This window comes from Streptomyces sp. Da 82-17, from assembly GCF_046098215.1.
In the GTDB taxonomy this organism is placed as follows: Bacteria; Actinomycetota; Actinomycetes; order Streptomycetales; family Streptomycetaceae; genus Streptomyces.
Genome location: NZ_JBJURH010000003.1, coordinates 330641 through 349761 on the forward strand (window position 1 = coordinate 330641; position 19121 = coordinate 349761).

General features: G+C 72.6%; 18 protein-coding genes and 1 tRNA gene. 7 read left to right on the forward strand and 12 right to left on the reverse strand.

The window, feature by feature from the left end; genetic code table 11:
* Window positions 1-103: 103 nt before the first annotated feature.
* The gene (locus ACIDOF_RS06965) at window positions 104-1165 is read right to left on the reverse strand and encodes an LLM class F420-dependent oxidoreductase (RefSeq protein WP_409004812.1); all 1062 of its coding nucleotides are present in this window, start codon (window positions 1163-1165) and stop codon (window positions 104-106) included.
* A 130-nt stretch (window positions 1166-1295) separates the two neighbouring features.
* Here ACIDOF_RS06965 and ACIDOF_RS06970 point away from each other — a divergent pair, with 130 nt between their 5' ends.
* Both ACIDOF_RS06970 and ACIDOF_RS06975 read left to right on the forward strand, forming a co-directional pair.
* Entirely contained in the window at window positions 1296-2279 is a 984-nt protein-coding gene (locus ACIDOF_RS06970; RefSeq protein WP_409004813.1) for an aldo/keto reductase, read from the forward strand.
* Window positions 2276-4738, forward strand: a complete 2463-nt coding sequence (locus tag ACIDOF_RS06975; RefSeq protein WP_409004814.1) for a helix-hairpin-helix domain-containing protein — start codon at window positions 2276-2278, stop codon at window positions 4736-4738. The genes ACIDOF_RS06970 and ACIDOF_RS06975 overlap by 4 nt, the downstream gene beginning before the upstream one ends.
* 90 nt (window positions 4739-4828) lie before the next feature.
* Here the strand turns inward: ACIDOF_RS06975 and ACIDOF_RS06980 are convergent, their stop codons facing one another.
* Window positions 4829-5494 (reverse strand): hypothetical protein, encoded by a 666-nt coding sequence (locus ACIDOF_RS06980; RefSeq protein WP_409004815.1) that lies wholly within the window; start codon window positions 5492-5494, stop codon window positions 4829-4831.
* Window positions 5495-5542: 48 nt separating this feature from the next.
* Between ACIDOF_RS06980 and ACIDOF_RS06985 the strand changes: the two genes are divergently transcribed.
* Window positions 5543-5731 carry a DUF5703 family protein gene (locus tag ACIDOF_RS06985; RefSeq protein WP_175410115.1) on the forward strand — a complete coding sequence of 63 codons (189 nt, stop codon included), beginning with the start codon at window positions 5543-5545 and terminating at the stop codon, window positions 5729-5731.
* Window positions 5732-5803: 72 nt separating this feature from the next.
* Here ACIDOF_RS06985 and ACIDOF_RS06990 read toward each other — a convergent pair whose 3' ends face one another.
* The 3 genes from ACIDOF_RS06990 to ACIDOF_RS07000 all read right to left on the reverse strand — a co-directional run bounded on the left by ACIDOF_RS06990 (window position 5804) and on the right by ACIDOF_RS07000 (window position 8393).
* Window positions 5804-6532, reverse strand: coding sequence for a chaplin (locus ACIDOF_RS06990; protein WP_409004816.1), 729 nt, complete (start codon window positions 6530-6532; stop codon window positions 5804-5806).
* Window positions 6533-6673: 141 nt separating this feature from the next.
* Complete coding sequence (gene chpH / locus ACIDOF_RS06995) at window positions 6674-6907, reverse strand: chaplin ChpH (protein WP_409004817.1); 234 nt, start codon at window positions 6905-6907, stop codon at window positions 6674-6676.
* Window positions 6908-7058: 151 nt separating this feature from the next.
* Window positions 7059-8393: a M20/M25/M40 family metallo-hydrolase gene (locus ACIDOF_RS07000; RefSeq protein ID WP_409004818.1), complete on the reverse strand. Its 1335-nt coding sequence runs from the start codon at window positions 8391-8393 to the stop codon at window positions 7059-7061.
* 199 nt (window positions 8394-8592) lie between these two features.
* Between ACIDOF_RS07000 and ACIDOF_RS07005 the strand changes: the two genes are divergently transcribed.
* A tRNA-Leu gene (locus ACIDOF_RS07005) sits at window positions 8593-8677 on the forward strand.
* A gap of 145 nt (window positions 8678-8822) precedes the next feature.
* On the opposite strand, the gene ACIDOF_RS07010 is transcribed toward ACIDOF_RS07005, so the two are convergent.
* Both ACIDOF_RS07010 and ACIDOF_RS07015 read right to left on the reverse strand, forming a co-directional pair.
* Window positions 8823-9545, reverse strand: a complete 723-nt coding sequence (locus ACIDOF_RS07010) for an aspartate/glutamate racemase family protein (RefSeq protein ID WP_409004819.1) — start codon at window positions 9543-9545, stop codon at window positions 8823-8825.
* A gap of 70 nt (window positions 9546-9615) precedes the next feature.
* Window positions 9616-11094, reverse strand: coding sequence for an NCS1 family nucleobase:cation symporter-1 (locus ACIDOF_RS07015; protein ID WP_409004933.1), 1479 nt, complete (start codon window positions 11092-11094; stop codon window positions 9616-9618).
* Window positions 11095-11412: 318 nt separating this feature from the next.
* Here ACIDOF_RS07015 and ACIDOF_RS07020 point away from each other — a divergent pair, with 318 nt between their 5' ends.
* Window positions 11413-11814 carry a YchJ family protein gene (locus tag ACIDOF_RS07020; RefSeq protein WP_409004820.1) on the forward strand — a complete coding sequence of 134 codons (402 nt, stop codon included), beginning with the start codon at window positions 11413-11415 and terminating at the stop codon, window positions 11812-11814.
* 10 nt (window positions 11815-11824) lie between these two features.
* Here ACIDOF_RS07020 and ACIDOF_RS07025 read toward each other — a convergent pair whose 3' ends face one another.
* The 4 genes from ACIDOF_RS07025 to ACIDOF_RS07040 all read right to left on the reverse strand — a co-directional run bounded on the left by ACIDOF_RS07025 (window position 11825) and on the right by ACIDOF_RS07040 (window position 15948).
* Window positions 11825-12478: a cytochrome b/b6 domain-containing protein gene (locus tag ACIDOF_RS07025; RefSeq protein WP_409004821.1), complete on the reverse strand. Its 654-nt coding sequence runs from the start codon at window positions 12476-12478 to the stop codon at window positions 11825-11827.
* Complete coding sequence (locus tag ACIDOF_RS07030; protein WP_409004822.1) at window positions 12420-13214, reverse strand: molybdopterin-dependent oxidoreductase; 795 nt, start codon at window positions 13212-13214, stop codon at window positions 12420-12422. Before ACIDOF_RS07030 ends, ACIDOF_RS07025 begins: the two co-directional genes overlap by 59 nt.
* A gap of 138 nt (window positions 13215-13352) precedes the next feature.
* A complete protein-coding gene (locus ACIDOF_RS07035) occupies window positions 13353-14927 on the reverse strand; it encodes an APC family permease (protein WP_409004823.1) in 1575 nt (524 codons plus the stop codon).
* Between the two features lie 70 nt (window positions 14928-14997).
* Window positions 14998-15948, reverse strand: coding sequence for a hypothetical protein (locus ACIDOF_RS07040; protein ID WP_409004824.1), 951 nt, complete (start codon window positions 15946-15948; stop codon window positions 14998-15000).
* Window positions 15949-16330: 382 nt separating this feature from the next.
* On the opposite strand from ACIDOF_RS07040, the gene ACIDOF_RS07045 reads away from it, so the two are divergent.
* Window positions 16331-16729, forward strand: coding sequence for an ASCH domain-containing protein (locus ACIDOF_RS07045; protein WP_409004934.1), 399 nt, complete (start codon window positions 16331-16333; stop codon window positions 16727-16729).
* Window positions 16730-16777: 48 nt separating this feature from the next.
* On the opposite strand, the gene ACIDOF_RS07050 is transcribed toward ACIDOF_RS07045, so the two are convergent.
* Window positions 16778-18433, reverse strand: coding sequence for an FAD-binding dehydrogenase (locus tag ACIDOF_RS07050; RefSeq protein WP_409004825.1), 1656 nt, complete (start codon window positions 18431-18433; stop codon window positions 16778-16780).
* A gap of 167 nt (window positions 18434-18600) precedes the next feature.
* Here ACIDOF_RS07050 and ACIDOF_RS07055 point away from each other — a divergent pair, with 167 nt between their 5' ends.
* A complete protein-coding gene (locus ACIDOF_RS07055; protein ID WP_409004826.1) occupies window positions 18601-19107 on the forward strand; it encodes an NUDIX hydrolase in 507 nt (168 codons plus the stop codon).
* Window positions 19108-19121 lie beyond the last annotated feature (14 nt).

The following is a 19121-nucleotide window of genomic DNA, read 5'->3' on the forward strand; positions in this document are numbered from 1 at the left end:
GAGTAACGGCCGTGGCGGGGAAGACCCCCGAGCCCCCACCACGGCCGTAGAGCACTCCTCCGGAACCTCTCCGGAGCTCCTCCGGACGTCCCGGAACCCCGTCTCAGGCGAGGCCGGCCCGCTCCAGGGCCTCGGTTCCGGCGCGCAGCGCGGCCAGCCGCTCGTCGAGCGTGAAGCCCGCCGGGGCGAGCGTCAGCGTCGTCACACCGGCCGCCGCGTAGGCCTGCATCCGGTCGGCGATGCGGTCCACGGAGCCGAGCAGCGTCGTGGAGTCGATGAGCTGCCGCGGCACGGCGGCGGCCGCGCCGTCCTTGTCGCCGGACAGGTACTTGTCCTGGATCTCGGCGGCCTCCTTCTCGTACCCCATGCGCTGCGCGAGCTGGTTGTAGAAGTTCTGCTTCCGGCTGCCCATGCCGCCCACGTAGAGCGCCGTGTACGGGCGGAAGGTGTCGGCGAGCGCGGACAGGGACGCGTCGTCGTCCTCGCCGAGGGCGAGCGGCAGCGTCGGACAGACGTCGAAGCCGTCCATCGTCAGACCGGCCTTCTCGCGGCCCGCGCGGATGTGCCGGAGCGCGGTCTCCTCGATGTGCTCGGCGGAGGGGAAGATCAGCAGCGCGCCCTCGGCGATCTCGCCGGTCTGCTCCAGGTTCTTCGGGCCGATGGCCGCGATGTAGACCGGGATGTGCTCGCGGGCGGGGTGCACGGTGAGCTTGATGGGCTTGCCGGGCCCGTCCGGCAGCGGCAGCGTCCAGTGCTGCCCGTCGTACGAGAGGCGCTCGCGGCTCATCGCCTTGCGGACGATCTCGACGTACTCGCGGGTGCGGGCGAGCGGCTTGTCGAACTTCACGCCGTACCAGCCCTCGGAGACCTGCGGGCCGGAGACGCCGAGGCCGAGGCGGAAGCGGCCGCCGGAGAGGGAGTCCAGGGTGGCCGCCGTCATCGCGGTCATCGCGGGCTGGCGGGCCGGGATCTGGAAGATCGCGGAGCCGACGTCGATGCGCTCCGTCTGGGCGGCGACCCAGGACAGCACGGTGGCCGCGTCCGAGCCGTACGCCTCCGCGGCCCAGCAGACCGAGTAGCCGAGCTTGTCGGCCTCCTTGGCGACGGCCAGATTGTCCGCGTCCATCCCGGCACCCCAGTAGCCGAGGTTGATCCCGAGTCGCATGCGCCGAACCCCTTACCCATGAGTAACGTGCCTGTTGCGCGGACTCTAGCGCGCCGCCCCGCGATCCGTCAGCGGATGGTTGTCCACAGGGTCGCCCGGGTTCGGCACGTGAGCAGTAACCTCAGCGCCCATGGAGCAGAGGCATCTCGGCCGCACCGGCCTGCGCGTGTCCAGGATCGGCCTCGGCACCCTCACCTGGGGCCGTGACACCGACGAGCACGACGCCGCCCACCAGTTGAAGGTCTTCTGGGAGGCGGGCGGCACGCTCGTCGACACGGCGGACGTGTACGGCGGGGGCGAGGCCGAGTACATGCTGGGGCAGCTCGTCGAGGGCCTGGTGCCCCGGCGCGAGCTGGTCATCGCCACCAAGGCGGGCAGCGTGCCCGACCCCGAGCGGCGCTTCGACGGCTCGCGCGGCCACCTCCTCGCGGCCCTCGACGCCTCGCTGCAGCGCCTCGGCACGGACTACGTGGACCTGTGGCAGGTGCACGCCTTCGACCCGTCGACGCCGCTGGACGAGACCTTGCAGGCCCTGGACATCGCGGTGTCCAGCGGCCGGGCCCGCTATGCCGGGGTGTCCAACTTCTGCGGCTGGCAGCTCGCCAAGGCCGCCACCTGGCAGCTCGCGGCCCCGGGTGTACGGACCCGCCTGGCCAGCACGCAGATGGAGTACTCGCTGTTGCAGCGCGGCGTGGAGCGCGAGGTGCTGCCGGCCGCGCTCGACCTGGGCGTCGGGCTGCTGCCGTCCTCGCCGCTGGGCCGCGGCGTCCTCACCGGCAAGTACCGGCACGCGACGCCCGCCGACTCGCGGGGTGCGTCCGAGCAGTTGGCCCCGTTCGTGGAGCCGTACCTCGACGAGGCGGCGGGCCGCGTGGTGGACGCGGTGGCGACGGCGGCGGACGGCCTCGCGGTCAGCCCGCTGGAGGTCGCCCTGGCGTGGGTGCGGGACCGGCCGGGGGTGGCCGCGCCGATCGTGGGCGCGCGCAACGCACAGCAGCTCACGGCCGCGTTGTCAGTGGAGAGCCTTAGTCTTCCTGACGAGATCTGCAGGGCTCTCGACGACGTGTCGGCGCCCGTGCACCGCTACCCCGACCAGGACTGGAGCACCCTGTGAGTACGGAGTCCGCCGCCACGGACGAGACCGGCACCCCGCCCCCGAACCCGCCCGCGGACCCCGCACCGGCGGGGGCTTCGGGGGCTGGGGCTGAGGCTGGAGGCGCCGGGGGCTCGGATGCCGTCGAGGGTGCTGCGGGTGCCGGGGCCTTGAGTGCAGGCGAGGCTTCTGATCGGCCCGGCTCCCAGGACTCCGGGGACGCCGGGGACGCCGGGAACTCCGGGGACGCTTCAGGGGCAGAGGACCCCGAGGGCGCCGGAAGCGCGGCGGCGAGCGGCAGTGGCGACGGCAACGGCGACAGCGACAGCGACAGCGACAGCGATGCTCAACCCTCCGAAGCCGAAGCCGAGTTGGCCGCGCAGCGTGAGCTTCGGGAGCGGATCGAGCGGCGCAAGGCCGAGCGGGACGCCCCGATCGAGAGCGGCGCGAAGCTCAGCGGCACGGCGGCCGACCTGCTCGCCGCGGTCCGCGCCGTGGAGAGCGGCGAGAAGCCCGCGCGGACCGTCTTCGAACCGGAGCCCGCACCCCGCCGCCCCGCCCCGGAGCCCGCCCGCAGACCCGAGCGTCCGGCCCCGGTGAGCGCCCCGGCGGGGCCCGCCGCGGAGACCGTCGACGCGGTCCGCGCGGTGCTCGCCGAGGGCGGCGCCCCGGCCGCGCTCGCCGAGCAGGCCGCCACCGCGCTGGGCGACGGCGCGGAGGGCGTGCTGCGCGAGGACCCCTGGCAGCTCCTGCGGGTCACGGGCGTGCGCCCGGAGCAGGCCGACGGCTTCGCCCGCGCGCTGCTCGGCGACGCCTGCCGCCCGGACGACGAGCGCCGCAGCCGCGCCGTCGCCGTATGGCTTCTGGAGCAGGCGGCCGTCGCCGGGCACACGGCCCTCGACGCCCCGGCCCTGGAGTCCACCCTGGGGCGGTACGGGGTGGCGGACGCCGACGCCGCCGTGCAGAGCGCGATCGCCGAGGGCGACCTGCTGGTCTTCCAGGACGCCCTGGAAACGGCCCCCGGCACGCAGGGTCAGCAGCCGCCGGCCCCGAGCCCCGCCCCGGCCGCGGAGGCCGAGTCCGACGGAGGCGACGGCCACGGGGAGGAGCAGGCGGAGCCGGAGCGTCCGGTCCGCGTCCTGGTCGGTCTGGAGCGGTACGCACTGGCGGAGGAGAGCCTCGCCGACGGCCTCGCCCGGGTGCTCAACTCCCTTCCCAAGGAGGAGAGTCCACAGCAGTCGGCCCTGCTCGCGGCCGCCGGTTCGGCCCGCGGCTCGACGGCCGAGCTGATCCGCGCCGTCGCGGGCAGCAGCCTCGTCCTGCACACCGGCGGCGAAGCGGCCCGCGCCGAGCCCGCCGCCCTGGTCGCCGCCGCGGCGGCCGCCGGCCTGCGGGTGTGCGCCGCCTCCCACACCCCGTACGGAAAGCGGACGTTCGGCCGGGCGCTCGCGGCGCAGTCCGGCCGACCCGAGGCGGACACGGCCGAAGAGCACGCTCCGGCCCGCCCCGCCGTCGTCACGGTCGCCGAGCTGCTCTCCGGCGCGGAGGGCCCCGGCCGGGACGCCGAGGGCGCGTTCGAGGTGGACCTGCTCGTGCTGCTCGACGCCCCGCAGCTGGACGTCGAGGGCGCGGCGATGCTGGTCGAGTCGCTGCCCGACGGGGCGCGGCTGCTCCTGAGCGGCGATCCGGGTGCGCTGTGGTCGGCCGGGCCCGGGCGGGTCTTCGCCGATCTGCTGGCGGCCCGCGTGTGCCCCGTGGTGGTCTCGCGCGTGCCGGACGAGGGCCCGATCGGCGAGCTCGTCTCCGGGGTCGGCATCGGCGAGCTGAACCAAGTGGCCGCGCCCGGCAAGGAAGTGGTGATCGTCCCGGTGCGGGACGCGGGCGAGGCGGTGCACCGCACGGTGCAGCTCGTCGCCGAGTCGGTGCCCCGCGCGTTCGGCCTCGCCGCCGACGCGACGCAGGTGATCACCGTCGGCCACGGCGGCGCCGCGGGCACCCGCGCCCTGAACGCCGCCCTGAAGGAGCGGCTCAACCCCGGCCCGGGCCGCTTCGGCGGCTTCGACCCCGGCGACCGGATCGCGTACGCCCCGGCCCCGGGCCGTACGGTCGTGGGCCGCGTCGTCCGGGCCGACGCGGAGGGGCTGCATCTGGAGTGCGAGGGCCGACCGGTCGTCGTACGCAAGGAGCGCGTGGAGCAGGCCGTACGCCACGGGTGGGCGCTGACCGCGCACCAGGCCGTCGGACAGCGCTGGCCGGCGGCGGTCGTCGTGCTGCCCGGTGACGCGGCGCAGGGCCTCACCAGGGCGTGGGTCTACACGGCCTTCGGCCGCGGCGAGCGCCACCTGTCGGTCGTGCACGGCGTGGAGCAGGCCCTCCCCCGCGCGGTGGCCGAGCGCCCGGCGAAGCCGCGTACGACCCGCCTCCAGACCCTGCTGCGCACCCAGGTCCCGTCGGCGGAGTCCGCGGGCCGGGACGCCTGACCCGCACGCGCGCGGGCGCCCGCCGGACGAGTCCGACGGGCGCCCAGCCGTATCGAGAGCGGCCCCCGGCCCGGCCGCCCCCGTCCGGCCCTACGACTGCGTCGACGTGTCCGGAACCCCCTCCTCCAGGTCCTCGTCCTCGTCGAAGACCGAGCTGACGTCGAAACGGCAGACGATCTGCTGCGGGTCTGCCTGCTCGAAGGGGGCGTCCAGCCACTCCCCCGGTTCGGCCGGTTCCTCCGCGGCCGTGACCCAGGTCGTGGAGTCGCCCTCCTCCAGGCCGAACTCCTTGTGCCGCGAGGCGATTTCGTCCGGTTCGAACTCGCCGAAGAGCACTCCGAGCGCGGCGTGCACGCTCTGCCCCACGACGCCCGCGGCCGAGGGTTCGCCCGCCCTCGTGTCGGTGTCCAGATCTGCGACGCGCTGTGCCTGGGCCCGCAGCCGCTGCGGTTCGACCACGGTGTAGTCGCGGCGGATGAACACCGTCACCGCGCTCGGCTCGTCCGGGCCGATGTACGGCGGAAGGCCGTCCTCCGCGCCCGGGATCTCGAAGGGTGTGACCTCGTCGTAGGCGTCGTACAGCAGCTCGTCGTACGCCTCCGCCGCCGCGGCCAGCTGGTTGAACGCCTCATGGACGCCCGAGTCGTCCTCCCCCGACCTCTGCTCGACGGCCGCGAGATGGGCGTCGAGCGCGGCCTTGACCGCCTCGGCGGCGGCACGTACCTCGGCAGCTGTGGGCTGCGCAGCATCAGACATAGTGCAGACGCTATCCGTACGGGGGCGGTGCCCGCACAATAGATACCGATGCCGGAATACGAATTTGTCGACGTGTATGTGCCGCGCGGGGTGTCCCGCAAGGAAGCGACCCGCCTACTGACCGACCACGCCGAGTACGGGCACTGGGAGTTGGACCGCCTGAGCCTGCGCCGGGACGGCAGCCGCAAGGTGCGGTTGCGGCGCCGGATCATCCGTCAGGTGCGCGCCACCTGGTGAGCCCGCCGGACATGCGAACGGAGTGGGTGCCGTTCCTTCGGAACCCACTCCGTCGTCGTGCTCCCGGGTGCGTCAGGCGCGCACGCGGGCCTTGCGGTACAGCACGGTGCCGGCGAGCAGCATGCCCGCGGCGACCGGAACCGTGACGCCGAGCGGCAGGTCACTGCCGGTCTGCGCGAGGGTCTCGGTCTCCTGGACCGGAGTGACGAGATGCGTCTTCGGCTCGTTCGGCGGCTTGGTGGGCTCCTCTGCGACCGGGTCGCGGGGGTCCGTCGGCTTGCTGGGCGGCGTCTCCTCGTCCGGAGGCGTCACCTCGCCGTTGCTGCACTTGTTGCCCATGGCGGGGTTGAGGGCGCCGACGCCCGTCACCCCGTTCCCGCAGGCGTTCACGGGCACCTCGACCGGGGCCTGGATGTTGTTCCCGGAGAGGATGCCCGGAGAGTCGGAGGTGACGCCGGACGCGGTCGCACCGCCGCCGGAGCCCTCCTGCGAACCGCCCTCCGAGCCGCCCTGTGAGCCGCCGCCGGACCCGCCCTTGTCGGACGAACTGCCGCCTCCGTCGGAGGTGTTGCTGCAGTCGTTTCCGGCGGCCGGGTTGAGGAGGCCGACGACGTTCACGGTGTTGCCGCAGACGTTGACGGGCACCTCGATCGGGGCCTGGACGCTGTTCCCGGAGGCGACGCCGGGCGACCGCTGGGCGCTGCCGTTCGCGCCCGAGTCGGCGTGTGCGTAACCGGTGACGGCGAGGACGCCGCTCGCGGCCGCCACGGTGATCAGGCCTTTGCGCGTGACCTGTCGCATAGGTACTTCCCTGTCTTGGAACTACTGGGAACGCGCACGCCCCACCCGGGACGTGCGCTCTCAAATGCCCGAAGGCCCCGGAGTGCTGGGCCGCACTCCGGGGCCGCGGACTCAAACCCTCGAGGGGTGAGACGCCACGTATCAGTCGTTGACGCAGGTGTTGCCGAAGGCGGGGTTCAGCAGCCCGATCACGGAGACCGTGTTGCCGCAGACGTTCACCGGCACGTGCACGGGGACCTGGACGAGGTTGCCCGAGAGCACTCCCGGGGACTTCACGGCAGCGCCCTGAGCACCCGAGTCGGCGACGGCCAGACCCGCGCCCGCGAGCACCAGACCACCAGCGGCAGCCGCAGCAGCGACGACCTTCTTGATCATTGTTCCTCCTTGTTGGCAATGCAGTCCCAGCCGCGGACTGCACCACCTGTAACGAGGAGGGGTGGCGGGGGCTACGACCGAACGGCCCCGTTCACCCGTTTCAGTCAACTACGCACACGCAGACGATTCTTGAGCGCACGGGGGTCCTGGCTCAGGACGCGTCGATGAACCGGTCGAGGACGCGCACGCCGAACTTCAGGCCGTCCACCGGGACCCGCTCGTCCACGCCGTGGAACATGCCCGCGAAGTCCAGCTCGGGCGGCAGCTGCAGCGGCGCGAAGCCGAAGCAGCGGATGCCGAGGTCGTCGAAGGACTTGGCGTCGGTGCCGCCGGAGAGCATGTACGGCACGGCGCGGGCGATCGGGTCCTCGGCGCCGAGCGCGCTCTGCATGGCGTCCACGAGCTTGCCGTCGAAGTCGGTCTCCAGGGCCTTGTCGGCATGCACGTCCTCGCGCTTGACCCGCGGGCCGAGGAGCCGGTCCAGGTCGGCGAGGAACTCCTGCTCGTAGCCGGGCAGGAAGCGGCCGTCGACGTGGGCGGTGGCCTGGCCGGGGATGACGTTCACCTTGTAGCCGGCGCCGAGCATCGTCGGGGCGGCGGAGTTCTTGAGGGTCGCGCCGATCATCTTGGCGATGCCGCCGAGCTTGGCGAGCGTCTCGTCCATGTTCTCCGGGTCGAGCTCGGTGCCGAGGGCGTCGGAGAGCTCGTCGAGGAAGGAGCGGACGGTCTTGGTGACGCGGATCGGCCAGTTGTGCCGGCCGAGGCGGCCGACGGCCTCGCACAGCTCCGTGATGGCGTTGTCGTCGTTCGTCATGGAGCCGTGGCCCGCCGTGCCGTCCACGGTGAGCCGCATCCAGTGCATGCCCTTCTGGGCGGTCTCCACGAGGTAGAGGCGGAGGTTCTCGTTCACGGTGAAGGAGAATCCGCCGACCTCGCCGATCGCCTCGTTGACGCCCTCGAAGAGGTCCGGGTGGTTGTCGACGAGGTGCCGTGCCCCGTACGTGCCTCCGGCCTCCTCGTCGGCGAGGAAGGCGAGGACGATGTCGCGCGGGGGCTTGCGGCCGCTGCGCATCCGCTCGCGCACGACCGCGAGGGTCATCGCGTCCATGTCCTTCATGTCGACGGCGCCCCGGCCCCACACGCAGCCGTCGGCGATCTCGCCGGAGAACGGGTGGTGCGTCCAGTCCTGCGCGTTGGCCGGTACGACGTCGGTGTGGCCGTGGATGAGGAGCGCGGGCTTGGAGGGGTCCTCGCCCTCGATGCGGGCGACGGTGGAGGCACGGCCCGGGTGCGACTCGAAGATCTTCGGTTCCAGGCCGACCTCGGCGAGCTTCTCCGCCACGTACTCGGCGGCCTTGCGCTCGCCGGGCCCCGAGTGGTCGCCGTAGTTGCTGGTGTCGATGCGGATCAGGTCACGGCAGAGGTCGACGACCTCGTCCTCGCCGGTGACCGACGGTGCCTGCTCGCCCCTGCTCGACTCGCTCACGCTGCTTCCTCCCGAGTTGGCGCTGGTGGTCCCTCACATACTCGCGCGCCGACCCGTCCCGCCCCAAGGCAGGGCGGGGTCCGCAATGCGCCGTTCACGGTCGGGCGGGAGCAGGCCCGGGTGGGCCGGGGGTGTGATCAGGGGGCCTCGAATGTTTGCTATGGTTTTCCACGTCGCCGCGGGAAACCGCGGGTCACCGGTCCGGGTGGCGGAATGGCAGACGCGCTAGCTTGAGGTGCTAGTGCCCTTTATCGGGCGTGGGGGTTCAAGTCCCCCCTCGGACACAGCGGGAAGCGGGCCGTGACTTTCGAGTCACGGCCCGCTTCTTCGTGCGTACGAAACCCGGGTACGCGAGACCCGCGTACGCGAAGCCCGGGTACGCGAAAGCCGGTACGGGCCGTGGTGGCTCGTACCGGCTTTCGGGGGCGGTCAGTTGGCCGGGGGCCAGGCCTTGACGTGCTTCGGGCGGGGCGGTGCGTACGTCCGGACCTTGGAGGTCTTCAGGCCGAGGCGGACCAGGGACTCGGCGATGGTGACGGCGGCGGCCACTCCGTCGACGACCGGGACGCCGGTGCGCTCGACGACCTGCTCGGTCAGGCCCGCCATGCCGCCGCAGCCCAGGCAGACGACCTCGGCGCGGTCCTGCTCGACGGCGGCCGCGGCCTGCTCGACGATCGCGGCGACGGCGGCGTCCGGGTCGCTCTCCAGGTCGAGGACGCCGAGGCCGCTGGCGCGCACCGAGGCGAGCCGGTCGGTGAGTCCGGCGAGCTTGAGCCGGTCCTCGATGAGCGGCACGGCCCGGTCGAGGGTGGTGACGACCGAGTACTTGTGGCCGAGGAACTGCGCGGTGCTGGCGGCCGCCTCGGTGATGTCGACGACCGGCACGTCGAGCAGTTCCTGGAGCCCCTCGCGCCCGTGCTCGCCGTAGCCGGCCTGGATGACGGCGTCGAAGGGCTCGGGGTGGGCGCGCACCTTCTCCATGACGGCGATCGCCGCGAGGTAGCTCTCGTAGTTGCCCTCGCAGGACTCCGGTCCGAAGTCCGGGGTGAGCGGCACGATCTCGGTGCCGGGGGCGGCCACGCTCGCGGCCTGCTCACCGATGCTCTTCGTCATCGATGCGGTGGTGTTGACGTTGACGACAAGGAGTCGCATGGGGTGTTGTTCCTGATTTCTCGCGTGGTGGTGCGGGTGGGACGGGTGCGGCAGCCCGCTGCCGAGGCCCTCAGACGCTCGGTACGGCGATCTCCTCGCCGTCGACGTCCTCCTCGGGGACCGCGGGGCGGCCCGGCAGGACGACGAAGAGGGCGGCGGCGAGCAGGGCGCCGATGAACCAGGAGAAGCCGGAGATGCCCTTGAAGGTGGGGACGAGGGCGATGACCACGGCGACGGCGGCGGCCGGGACGAACGCGCCGATGGCGCGCGGGTTGATGCCCTTGCGGTAGGCGTACGTGGCCTCGGGGTGCTCGGTGTAGAGGTGCGGGACGTGCACGCGGGTCTTGCGGATCAGCCAGTAGTCGGCCATGACGATGCCGAAGACCGGGCCGAGGAGGGCGCCGAGGCCGCCGAGGAAGTAGTTGACGACGACCGGGTTGTTGTAGAGGTTCCAGGGCAGGATGACCAGGCCGATCACGGCGCTGACGACGCCCGCGCGGCGGAAGTTGAGCTTCCGCGGGAAGAGGTTGACCAGCGTGTAGACCGGGGCGACGAAGTTCGCCATCAGGTTCACGGCGACGGTCAGGATGATCAGCGCGAGCGAGGCGAGGACGAGCAGCAGCGTGTTCGGGATCGTCTGCACGATGTCGGAGGCGCTGGTGACGACCTTGCCGTTCAGCTTGAACTGGGCGCCGCTGAGGACGACCACGATGCCGGCGAAGAACAGCATGTTCACGGGGATGCCGACGAGGTTGCCGATGTTGATCGACCGGTTGCTCTTGGCGGAGCGCGTGAAGTCGCAGAAGTTCAGGACGAACGTGCCGTAGATGACGACCCAGAGGGCGGCGGCCTCCAGGATGTGGATCCAGCGGTCGGCGCCGGTGAAGGCCTGCCCGGCGTCCATGGCGATGGACATGTCGGCCTTGGTGAACATCCAGACGGCCAGGCCCAGCATGGTGACGAGGACGGCGGGGGCGGCCAGCTCGACGTACTTACGGATGGCGTCCATGCCGAAGCTGACGATCAGGACCTGGACGACCCACAGGCCGAGGAACGAGACCCAGCCGAGCAGGGAGAGGCCGAGGACGGACGTCTCCTCCAGGGCGGCGAGGCTCGGGATCAGCGCCTTGAGGAGCGCGGAGAGCACGGTCGCGGCCAGATAGGTCTGGATGCCGAACCAGGCGATGGCGACGCCGCCGCGGATCATGGCCGGGAGCTGGGCGCCCTTGATGCCGAAGGCGATGCGGCTCATCACCGGGAAGGGGACGCCGGTCTTGGAGCCCATGTAGCCGGAGAGGCTCAGCAGGCCGAAGAGGAAGACTGAGGCGAGCAGGAACGCGGCGAGGATGTCCCAGACGCCGAGCCCGAGCGCGAAGAGGCCGAGGGCGAAGGCGTAGTTGCCGAGGCTGTGCACGTCGTTGGCCCACAGCGTGAAGACGCTGTAGCCGCTCCAGTTGCGCCCGGCCTTCTTGGTGGGCGCGAGGTCCGGACTGTAGAGCCGGGAACTGGTGCCCGTGGCACTCGGCTGCGAGACGTCCGAGGGCGCCACTTCTGTGCGCGATGCGTCCTGTGCTGTGGTCACACCAGTCACCCTTCCGGGAATTCCGGTATACGGAATTGGTTTTTCGCTTCAGGTGTGGAGGGACGCTACGGCCGTTTTCGCATACCGGTCAAGAGGTTCGCGGGAGAAAACCACAGGTGAACGAGGGGTGATCAAGGCCGCAGCGGGTGGTTGAGGCCGTGAGAACCGGCCAAAACCCGTAGGTAAATGGGATACCAAAACTTGGCCGAGCACAAGGGGTGTCCAGGTCGCGGGCCCCTCGCCGCCCCGGCGCGCGTCCGGCCCGGGCACGGCAGAATGAGCGTCATGTCTCGTCGTACGACCTCACCCTGCCCCTGTGGACAGCCGCTCGACTACGCCGAGTGTTGCGGAAGATTGCACTCCGGAAAGGCTTCGGCGGCCACCCCGGAGGAGTTGATGCGCTCCCGGTACGCGGCGTTCGCCGTCGAGGACGAGGCGTATCTGCTGCGTACCTGGCATCCGCGCACCCGGCCGCGGCGGATCGGCTTCGAGCCGGGCGGTTCGATGCGCTGGACGGGGCTCGAGATCCTGGACAGCGCGGAGGGCAGCGCGTTCCACAGCACGGGGACGGTCACGTTCCGCGCGCGCTACGTCGAGGGCGGCCGCCCGGGCTCGCTGCACGAACGCAGCCGGTTCGAGCGGCTCGACGGGCACTGGGTGTACGTGGACGGGGAGATCTACGAGTAACCGCTCGGGTTCAACTGGCTGAGCTCGGGGGCTCGTTGAGGCCTGCTGGGTCGTCCACGTGCGGCCGCGCGCCCCGGCGGGACCACATCAGTACGGCCATGGCGATATGGCCGGCGACCACCGTCCCGACCGCGAGGGACAGCCAGTCGTGCACGAAGGTCGCGCCGGTGCGCAGCGGCAGCGGGGTCACGGACGTGGTCCACATGAGGAGGCCCGTCGCCAGCATCACCAGGACCGCTCCCCCGATCCACGCCGCGTACAGCTTCTGGCCCGCGTTGAACTTGCCCTGCGGGCGCGGGAGTTGCTCGCGGCGGAGGGCGGCGCGCAGCCAGCGGCGGTCGTGCGGTCCGAAGCGGTCGAGGCGGCGCAGGTCGGCGCGGAGCGCACGGGAGGCGAGTCCGGCCAGGAGCGGTACGGGCAGCAGCAGGCCGGTCCACTCGTGCACGGCGACGACGAGGGCGCGGCGGCCGACGAGTTGGGCGAGGGCGGGCACGTACAGGCAGGCCGCCGAGGCGATGCAGGTCAGCATCAGGGCGGCGGTCGCGGCGTGGGCCGCGCGCTCGGCGGGGCTGAACCGGGCCGCGGGCGGGGCGGGCACGGCGGGTTCAGGCGGTCGGGGCGTCGTCGCGGCCGTTGGACCGGCCGACCCAGGCGTCGACGTCATAGCCTCGCTCCTCCCAGTAGCCGGGGTGTACGTGGTCGGTGACGGTGATACGTGAGAGCCACTTGGCCGACTTGTAGAAGTACATCGGCGCGACATAGAGGCGTACGGGCCCGCCGTGCTCGTGGCCGAGCGGCCTGTCGCGCATGCTCAGGGCCACCAACACGTCGTCCCTGCGGGCCTGTTCGAGGGTGAGGCTCTCGCTGTACGCGCCGTCGAAGCAGGTGAAGCGGACGGCGCGGGCCTCGGGGCGGACTCCGGCGGCGTCGAGGAGGCGGGACAGGCGGACGCCCTCGAAGGGGGTCTCGGGGACCCGCCAGCCGGTCACGCACTGCACGTCCCGCACGATCCGCGTCTGCGGCTGCGCGCCGAGGTCGGCGAGCGTGTACGTCCGGGGCCGGTCGACGAGCCCGTCCACGCGCAGCCGGTACGTACGGGCGCTTCGGGGGCGTACGGACGCGGTGACGGAGTAGTAGCGGAAGCCGCCGCCTGCGGGCAGGGCCTCGCTGAGCCCGGTCGGGTCGCGCTGGGCGAGGGCGTCGACGCCGCGTTGCAGGAGCGGGGCGGCGGCGACTCCGGCGGCGCCCAGGCCGAGCATGCCGAGGACGATGCGACGGCCTACGGGGGCGCCTCCGGGGGCGTCGACGGGGCCTTCGAGGCCTTCGGGGTCCCCGGGACGTCGGGGGCCTTCCGGTGGGGCCGGGGTGGCGCCGGGCTCGGTGGGCGATGCGGGGTTCACAGGGCCGAGTTCAGCACTCGGTGGGCGTGGCGGCCAGGGGTCGGCGGGCGGCGTCCGCGTTTCGTCATCTTTGCGGCCCGCCGCCGCGCCCGTGCCCCAGTGGCCGCCGCGCCCCGTGGGCCCGTACGCCCGGCGTGCTCAGCCGGCGGCCTTCTCCAGTTGGAACGCCTCGTTGCCGAGGCCGATGCGGGCGTGTGCCTCGGGGCGGCGGGCCTTCAGGACCGCGCCGTGCACCAGGCCCGCGACCGCCGCGAGCCCGATCACCGCGGGCAGCGCCCAGGCGAGGGCGGAGCCGGGTCCGGCGCCGACGAGGACGTCGAAGTCCTTCACCGTGTACCCGGCGATCACCAGCAGCGCGAGCCCCGCGAGGGCGGAGGCGACGAGCCGCCAGGCCTGGGCGCGGGCGGCGCCGCGGCGGGCGAAGAAGACGATCACGGCGAGGGAGGCGGCGGCCATGAGGACGATGACGCCGAGGGCGCCGACGTTGCCCATCCAGGTGAAGAGCCGCAGCACCGGCACCGTCGGATCGCCCGCCGGCTTGTCGTCGGTGACCGCGAACGCCACGACGACCGCGACCGAGATCACCGTCTGCAGCAGCGAGCCCGAACCGGGCGCTCCGCTCGCCTTGTTGGTGCGGCCGAACGCGGCGGGCAGCAGGCCCTCGCGGCCCATGGCGAAGGCGTACCGGGCGACGACGTTGTGGAAGCTGAGCATCGCCGCGAACATCCCGGTGACGAACAGGATGTGCAGGACGTCCGTGAAGCCCGCGCCGAGCCGGTCCTCGGTGAGGCCGAACAGCAGGCCCGGGCCCTGCTCGCGGGCCGCGTCGACGATCCCGGACGGGCCGGCCGCGACGGTGAGCGCCCACGAGCTGATCGCGAAGAACAGCGCGGCGAAGCCGACGGCGAGGAACATGACGCGGGCGACGACGACTTGGGGCCTGCTGGTCTCCTCCGCGTACACGGGGGCCTGCTCGAAGCCGACGAACGCGGCGATGCAGAAGCAGAGGGCGGTGCCGAAGCCCGCGCCGGTCAGGGTGTCCGGGTCGAACGCGGTGAGCGCGAGCCCTTCGGCGGCGGGCTCGGCGACCGCCGCCACGTCGAAGATCACGACCAGGAGGCACTCGACGAGCAGCAGAACGCCCAGCACGCGCGCGTTGAGGTCGATCTTCAGCCAGGCAAGGACGGCGACCAGCGCGACGGCCGCCAACGCCGGTATCCACCAGGCGAGTTGGATGCCGAGGTAGGTGGCGAAGAGGGCGGACACCTCGAAGCCGAAGATGCCGTAGATGCCGACCTGCATCGCGCTGTACGCGACAAGCGCCACCAGGGACGCGCCCGCACCGGCGGTGCCGCCGAGGCCGCGGGAGATGTACGCGTAGAAGGCGCCGGCGTTGTGGACGTGCCGGCTCATCTCCGCGTACCCGACGCTGAACAGGGCCAGGACCAGGCCGAGGATCACGAAGAGCAGCGGCTGCCCGACGATGCCCATCACGCCGAACGTGGTGGGCATGACCCCGGCCACCACCATCAGGGGCGCGCTGGCGGCCAGCACGGAGAGGAGCAGGCCCGCGGTGCCGAGACGGCCGGCGCGCAGGGCGCGTTCCTCTCCTTTGTAGGTGTTGATCCGGTCGCCGTGCGGGGCGGTGCTGGTGCTTGTCGCGCTTCTGGCCGCGCCTCTTGTGCCTGTGGTGCTCGAACTGCCCGTGGACATCGTGGGGTCCGGTCCTTTCCGGTTCGGGTTCGTGCGGTGCGGTGCGGGCGCCGGGTGCCCGCGGACGAGTTCAGGCGGCGCCGATGGCCGCGCTGCGGGCGGCGCCGAAGGCCTGGGCGGGGTCGCGCCCGGGGTACGACCAGGGCTCCTCGGTGGCGTACGGGCCGATGCGCTGGAACAGGGCCGCCGCCTCGGCCGCCCGGCCCTCGCAGAACTTGGCGTGGGCGAGGAAGTTGAGGTCGATGCGGCCGCGCGGGTGCCGGGCGCCGTCCCACTCCAGCCACCAGTCGAAGGCGCCCTTGAGGACGATGCGGGCGAGCCGGCCCGACCAGTGCCCCGACTGCTCGGGCGGGGCGGAGGCGCGGGCGGCGCCGGCGAGGACGCGGTACCGCTCGGCGTGCGCGACGACCGGGAGGATCGCCAGCGGGGAGTCGGGCGGCGCCTGGTCGACGGCCCAGGAGGCGAAGTCGTACACCTCGTGCAGCGGGTCCTGGCCGAGGTCGGCGCGGCGCTCGGCGAGGCGACCGACCATCAGGTGGTGGGCGTGGTGGTGCTGGGGGTGGCGGTGGCGCACCTCGTCGAAGAGGCGGACCACGTCCTCCTCGGAGCCGAGGTTCCGGGCGAGGAGCAGCAGGGCGAGCCACGGCGTGGGGTCCTCGGCGTCCAGGGCGGCGGCCTCGCGGCAGGCCTCCTGGGCGCGCTCGGGGCGCTCCTTGCCGCGCAGGGCACGCCACACCGAGGCGCAGGCGAACAGGGCGGCGGCGTCCGCGCTCTCCGGTTCGACGAGCCGCCACTCCTGCGCCCACGCGCGCGTGGCGGGCGCCTGGCCGAGTACGACGAGGCGGTGGCCGCGGCGGTCCCAGTCGCGGCCGGTGGCTTCGAGCAGGGCGCGGGTGTCCGCCCAGCGGCCGCGCTCCAACGCGGTGCGCGCGGCGGCCAGTTCGGTGTCGTCGAGAGCGGGGTCGAAGACGTCTGCGGCGCGCTTGCGGGCACGCCCGAGCGGAGGAGGCGGTGGGGACACCTCTGCTGGTCCTTCCCATCACGGTGGTCAGGCGGAGGGTGTGGACGGTCGCGGGACGGCTCGGCCGGTGTGCGCGAACGGCAGTTCATCACGCAGCGCCGACCGAATGATCACGCACAGCTAAGCGGCAGGGCAGGATTCCGTCAAGGCCGGGCCGGGAGGAATCGATTCGCCAACTCACTTGTCCACAGGGCGACTTGGCTGCTCGGGGCGACTGTCAGTGGCGGGTCGTAGGGTCGCGAGAACAGGCCGGGAGCAGACCGGGAGCAGACCGGAACGCGCCCGGAGCAGACCGGAACGTGACCGGGACAGGACCGAACCACCGAGGAGCAGCGCTGTGCCGTCGACCGAACCGACCCTGAACGCGCGGGAGTTGCCGCCGATGGAGCTCGCCTTCCCCGGCCCGCTGCGGGACGCCCTGGTCGCCGCGGTGCTCGCGGGCTCGAAGACGACCACGACGGGACTGCTCATGGAGTACGAGAAGGAGGGCGAGCCGCTGCCGAGATCCGGGGACCGCCATGCCCTGATCGACTCCGCCGGCCGGCCCGTCGCGGTCGTGGAGACCACCGATGTCCGTGTCCTGCCGCTCGCCGAGGTCGGCCTGCGGCACGCGCTCGACGAGGGCGAGGGATACGCGTCGGTGGCCGAATGGCGGGTCGCGCACGAGGAGTTCTGGCACTCCGACCAGCTGAGAGCCGCCCTCGGCGAGCCGGAGCTCAGGGTCGACGACACGACCCGGGTCGTCGCCGAGCGCTTCAGAGTCGTGACGGTCACCGTCTGACCGGCCGCCCGCCTTCCCGGCTGCCGCGGGCCCCGACTCCCCCGGCCCCTACCCCACCGCCCGGGCCGCCGCGCGACCCGCCGCGCGGCCGGAGAAGATGCAGCCGCCGAGGAACGTGCCTTCGAGGGAGCGATAGCCGTGCACACCGCCGCCGCCGAACCCGGCGGCCTCCCCTGCCGCGTACACACCGGGCAGGGGGTCGCCGCCCTCCGTGAGCACGCGCGAGGTCAGGTCGGTCTCCAGGCCGCCGAGGGACTTGCGGGTGAGGATGTTCAGCCGTACGGCGACGAGAGGGCCGGCCTTCGGGTCGAGGATGCGGTGCGGGGAGGCGGTGCGGATCAGCTTGTCGCCGAGGAACTTGCGGGAGCCGCGCATCGCCGTGATCTGCAGGTCCTTGGTGAACGGGTTGGCGATCTCCCGGTCGCGGGCGGTGATCTCGCGGCGCAGCTCGGCCTCGTCGATGAGCGGCTCGTCGGTGAGGGCGTTCATGCGGCGGACGAGCGCGGCGAGGTCGTTCTCCACGACGAAGTCCTTGCCGTGGTCCATGAACGCCTTGACCGGCCCGGGCACGTCGGCCCGCGCCCGGCCGAGCACGTCGCGCACGGACTTGCCGGTGAGGTCCGGGTTCTGCTCGGAGCCGGAGAGGGTGAACTCCTTGCCGATGATGCGTTTGTTGAGCACGAACCAGGTGTGGTCGTAGCCGCTGTGCATGATGTGGTCGAGGGTGCCGAGCGTGTCGAAGCCCGGGAAGAGCGGGACCGGCAGGCGCTTGCCGCGGGCGTCCAGCCAGAGCGAGGACGGGCCGGGCAGGATGCGGATGCCGTGCTTGCTCCAGATCGGGTTCCAGTTCTCGATGCCCTCGGTGTAGTGCCACATCCGGTCGCGGTTGACGACATGCCCGCCCGCGTCCTCCGCGATGCCGAGCATCAGCCCGTCGACGTGGGCGGGCACGCCGGAGAGCATCCGGGCCGGCGGACGGCCGAGGCGCTCCGGCCAGTTGGCGCGGACCAGGTCGTGGTTGCCGCCGATGCCGCCCGAAGTGACGATCACCGCCTGGGCCTTGAGCTCGAACGCGCCGGTGACGGTGCGGCTGGACTCCTGCCCGCGCTCGATGTCGGACGGTTCGAGGACCTCGCCGGTGACGGTGTCGACGGCGCCCGCGCTGCGCCCGAGCCCGGTGACGCGGTGCCGGAACCGCAGGTCGACGAGGCCGCGGGCCACCCCTGCGCGCACGCGCCGCTCGAACGGCGCGACGATCCCCGGCCCGGTCCCCCACGTGATGTGGAAGCGGGGCACGGAGTTGCCGTGCCCGGTCGCCTCGTACCCGCCGCGCTCGGCCCAGCCGACGACCGGGAAGAAGCGGACGCCCTGCGCGTGCAGCCAGGAGCGCTTCTCGCCGGCCGCGAAGTCCACATACGCCTCGGCCCACTTGCGGGGCCAATGGTCCTCCGCGCGGTCGAAGGCGGCCGTGCCCATCCAGTCCTGGAGGGCGAGCGCGTGGCTGTCCTTGATCCGCATCCGGCGCTGCTCCGGCGAGTCGACGAAGAACAGCCCGCCGAAGGACCAGTGCGCCTGCCCGCCGATGGACTGCTCCGGCTCCTGGTCGAGGAGGATCACCTTCCGCCCCGCGTCGACGAGTTCGGCGGTGGCCACGAGACCCGCGAGGCCCGCCCCGATCACGATCACATCAGCGTCGTACGCCATGGTCATCCGTCCTGTCGGCGGTGCGCTCCGGGCGGAGGGCACGGGGGCTCGGGTTACCGGTGGGTTAGATCTTCGGCACGCCGGGGCGGGGCGTCAACCGGTGTGCGGGGCGGGGTGCGTGCGGGGCTCGTTGGACGTGCCGGGCGGGGCGCGGGTTGGATGACGGCATGAGCGCTGACGAGATCCTCGACATCGTGGACGAGCAGGACCGGGTGGTGGGCACCGCGCCGCGCGGCGTGGCGTACGCCGAGGGCCTGCGCCACCGCTGCGTGTTCGTCCTCGCCCGGGACGCCGACGGCCGCGTGTTCGTGCACCGCCGCACGCCGACGAAGCTGGTCTTCCCCTCGCTGTACGACATGTTCGTGGGCGGTGTCGTCGGGGCGGGCGAGTCGTACGACACGGCGGCGCTGCGCGAGGCCGAGGAAGAGCTGGGCGTCTTCGGACTCCCGCAGCCCGTGCCGCTGTTCAAGTTCCTGTACGAGCGGGACGGGCAGAGCTGGTGGTCGGCCGTGTACGAGGTGCGCTGCGAGCTGCCGGTTTCGCCGCAGGCCGAGGAGGTCGACTGGCACACGTTCCTGCCCGAGGCCGAGCTGCGGGAACGGCTCGGCGAGTGGGAGTGGGTGCCGGACGGCCTGGCCGCGTACGAGCGGCTCCTGGCCCGGCGGGCGGGGTGATCGGGCGCGGGTAG

Excerpts from the sequence above, each read along its gene's own strand:
- ACIDOF_RS07020 (WP_409004820.1), top strand. The coding sequence starts at position 11,413 with ATGTCTCGTCGTACGACCTCACCCTGCCCCTGTGGACAGCCGCTCGAC.
- ACIDOF_RS06965 (WP_409004812.1), bottom strand. The coding sequence starts at position 1,165 with ATGCGACTCGGGATCAACCTCGGCTACTGGGGTGCCGGGATGGACGCG.
- ACIDOF_RS06985 (WP_175410115.1), top strand. The coding sequence starts at position 5,543 with ATGCCGGAATACGAATTTGTCGACGTGTATGTGCCGCGCGGGGTGTCC.
- ACIDOF_RS07055 (WP_409004826.1), top strand. The coding sequence starts at position 18,601 with ATGAGCGCTGACGAGATCCTCGACATCGTGGACGAGCAGGACCGGGTG.
- ACIDOF_RS06970 (WP_409004813.1), top strand. The coding sequence starts at position 1,296 with ATGGAGCAGAGGCATCTCGGCCGCACCGGCCTGCGCGTGTCCAGGATC.
- ACIDOF_RS07050 (WP_409004825.1), bottom strand. The coding sequence starts at position 18,433 with ATGGCGTACGACGCTGATGTGATCGTGATCGGGGCGGGCCTCGCGGGT.
- ACIDOF_RS06990 (WP_409004816.1), bottom strand. The coding sequence starts at position 6,532 with ATGCGACAGGTCACGCGCAAAGGCCTGATCACCGTGGCGGCCGCGAGC.
- ACIDOF_RS07010 (WP_409004819.1), bottom strand. The coding sequence starts at position 9,545 with ATGCGACTCCTTGTCGTCAACGTCAACACCACCGCATCGATGACGAAG.
- ACIDOF_RS06980 (WP_409004815.1), bottom strand. The coding sequence starts at position 5,494 with ATGTCTGATGCTGCGCAGCCCACAGCTGCCGAGGTACGTGCCGCCGCC.
- chpH (WP_409004817.1), bottom strand. The coding sequence starts at position 6,907 with ATGATCAAGAAGGTCGTCGCTGCTGCGGCTGCCGCTGGTGGTCTGGTG.
- ACIDOF_RS07045 (WP_409004934.1), top strand. The coding sequence starts at position 16,331 with ATGGAGCTCGCCTTCCCCGGCCCGCTGCGGGACGCCCTGGTCGCCGCG.
- ACIDOF_RS07025 (WP_409004821.1), bottom strand. The coding sequence starts at position 12,478 with ATGACGTCGACGCCTGGGTCGGCCGGTCCAACGGCCGCGACGACGCCC.
- ACIDOF_RS07035 (WP_409004823.1), bottom strand. The coding sequence starts at position 14,927 with ATGTCCACGGGCAGTTCGAGCACCACAGGCACAAGAGGCGCGGCCAGA.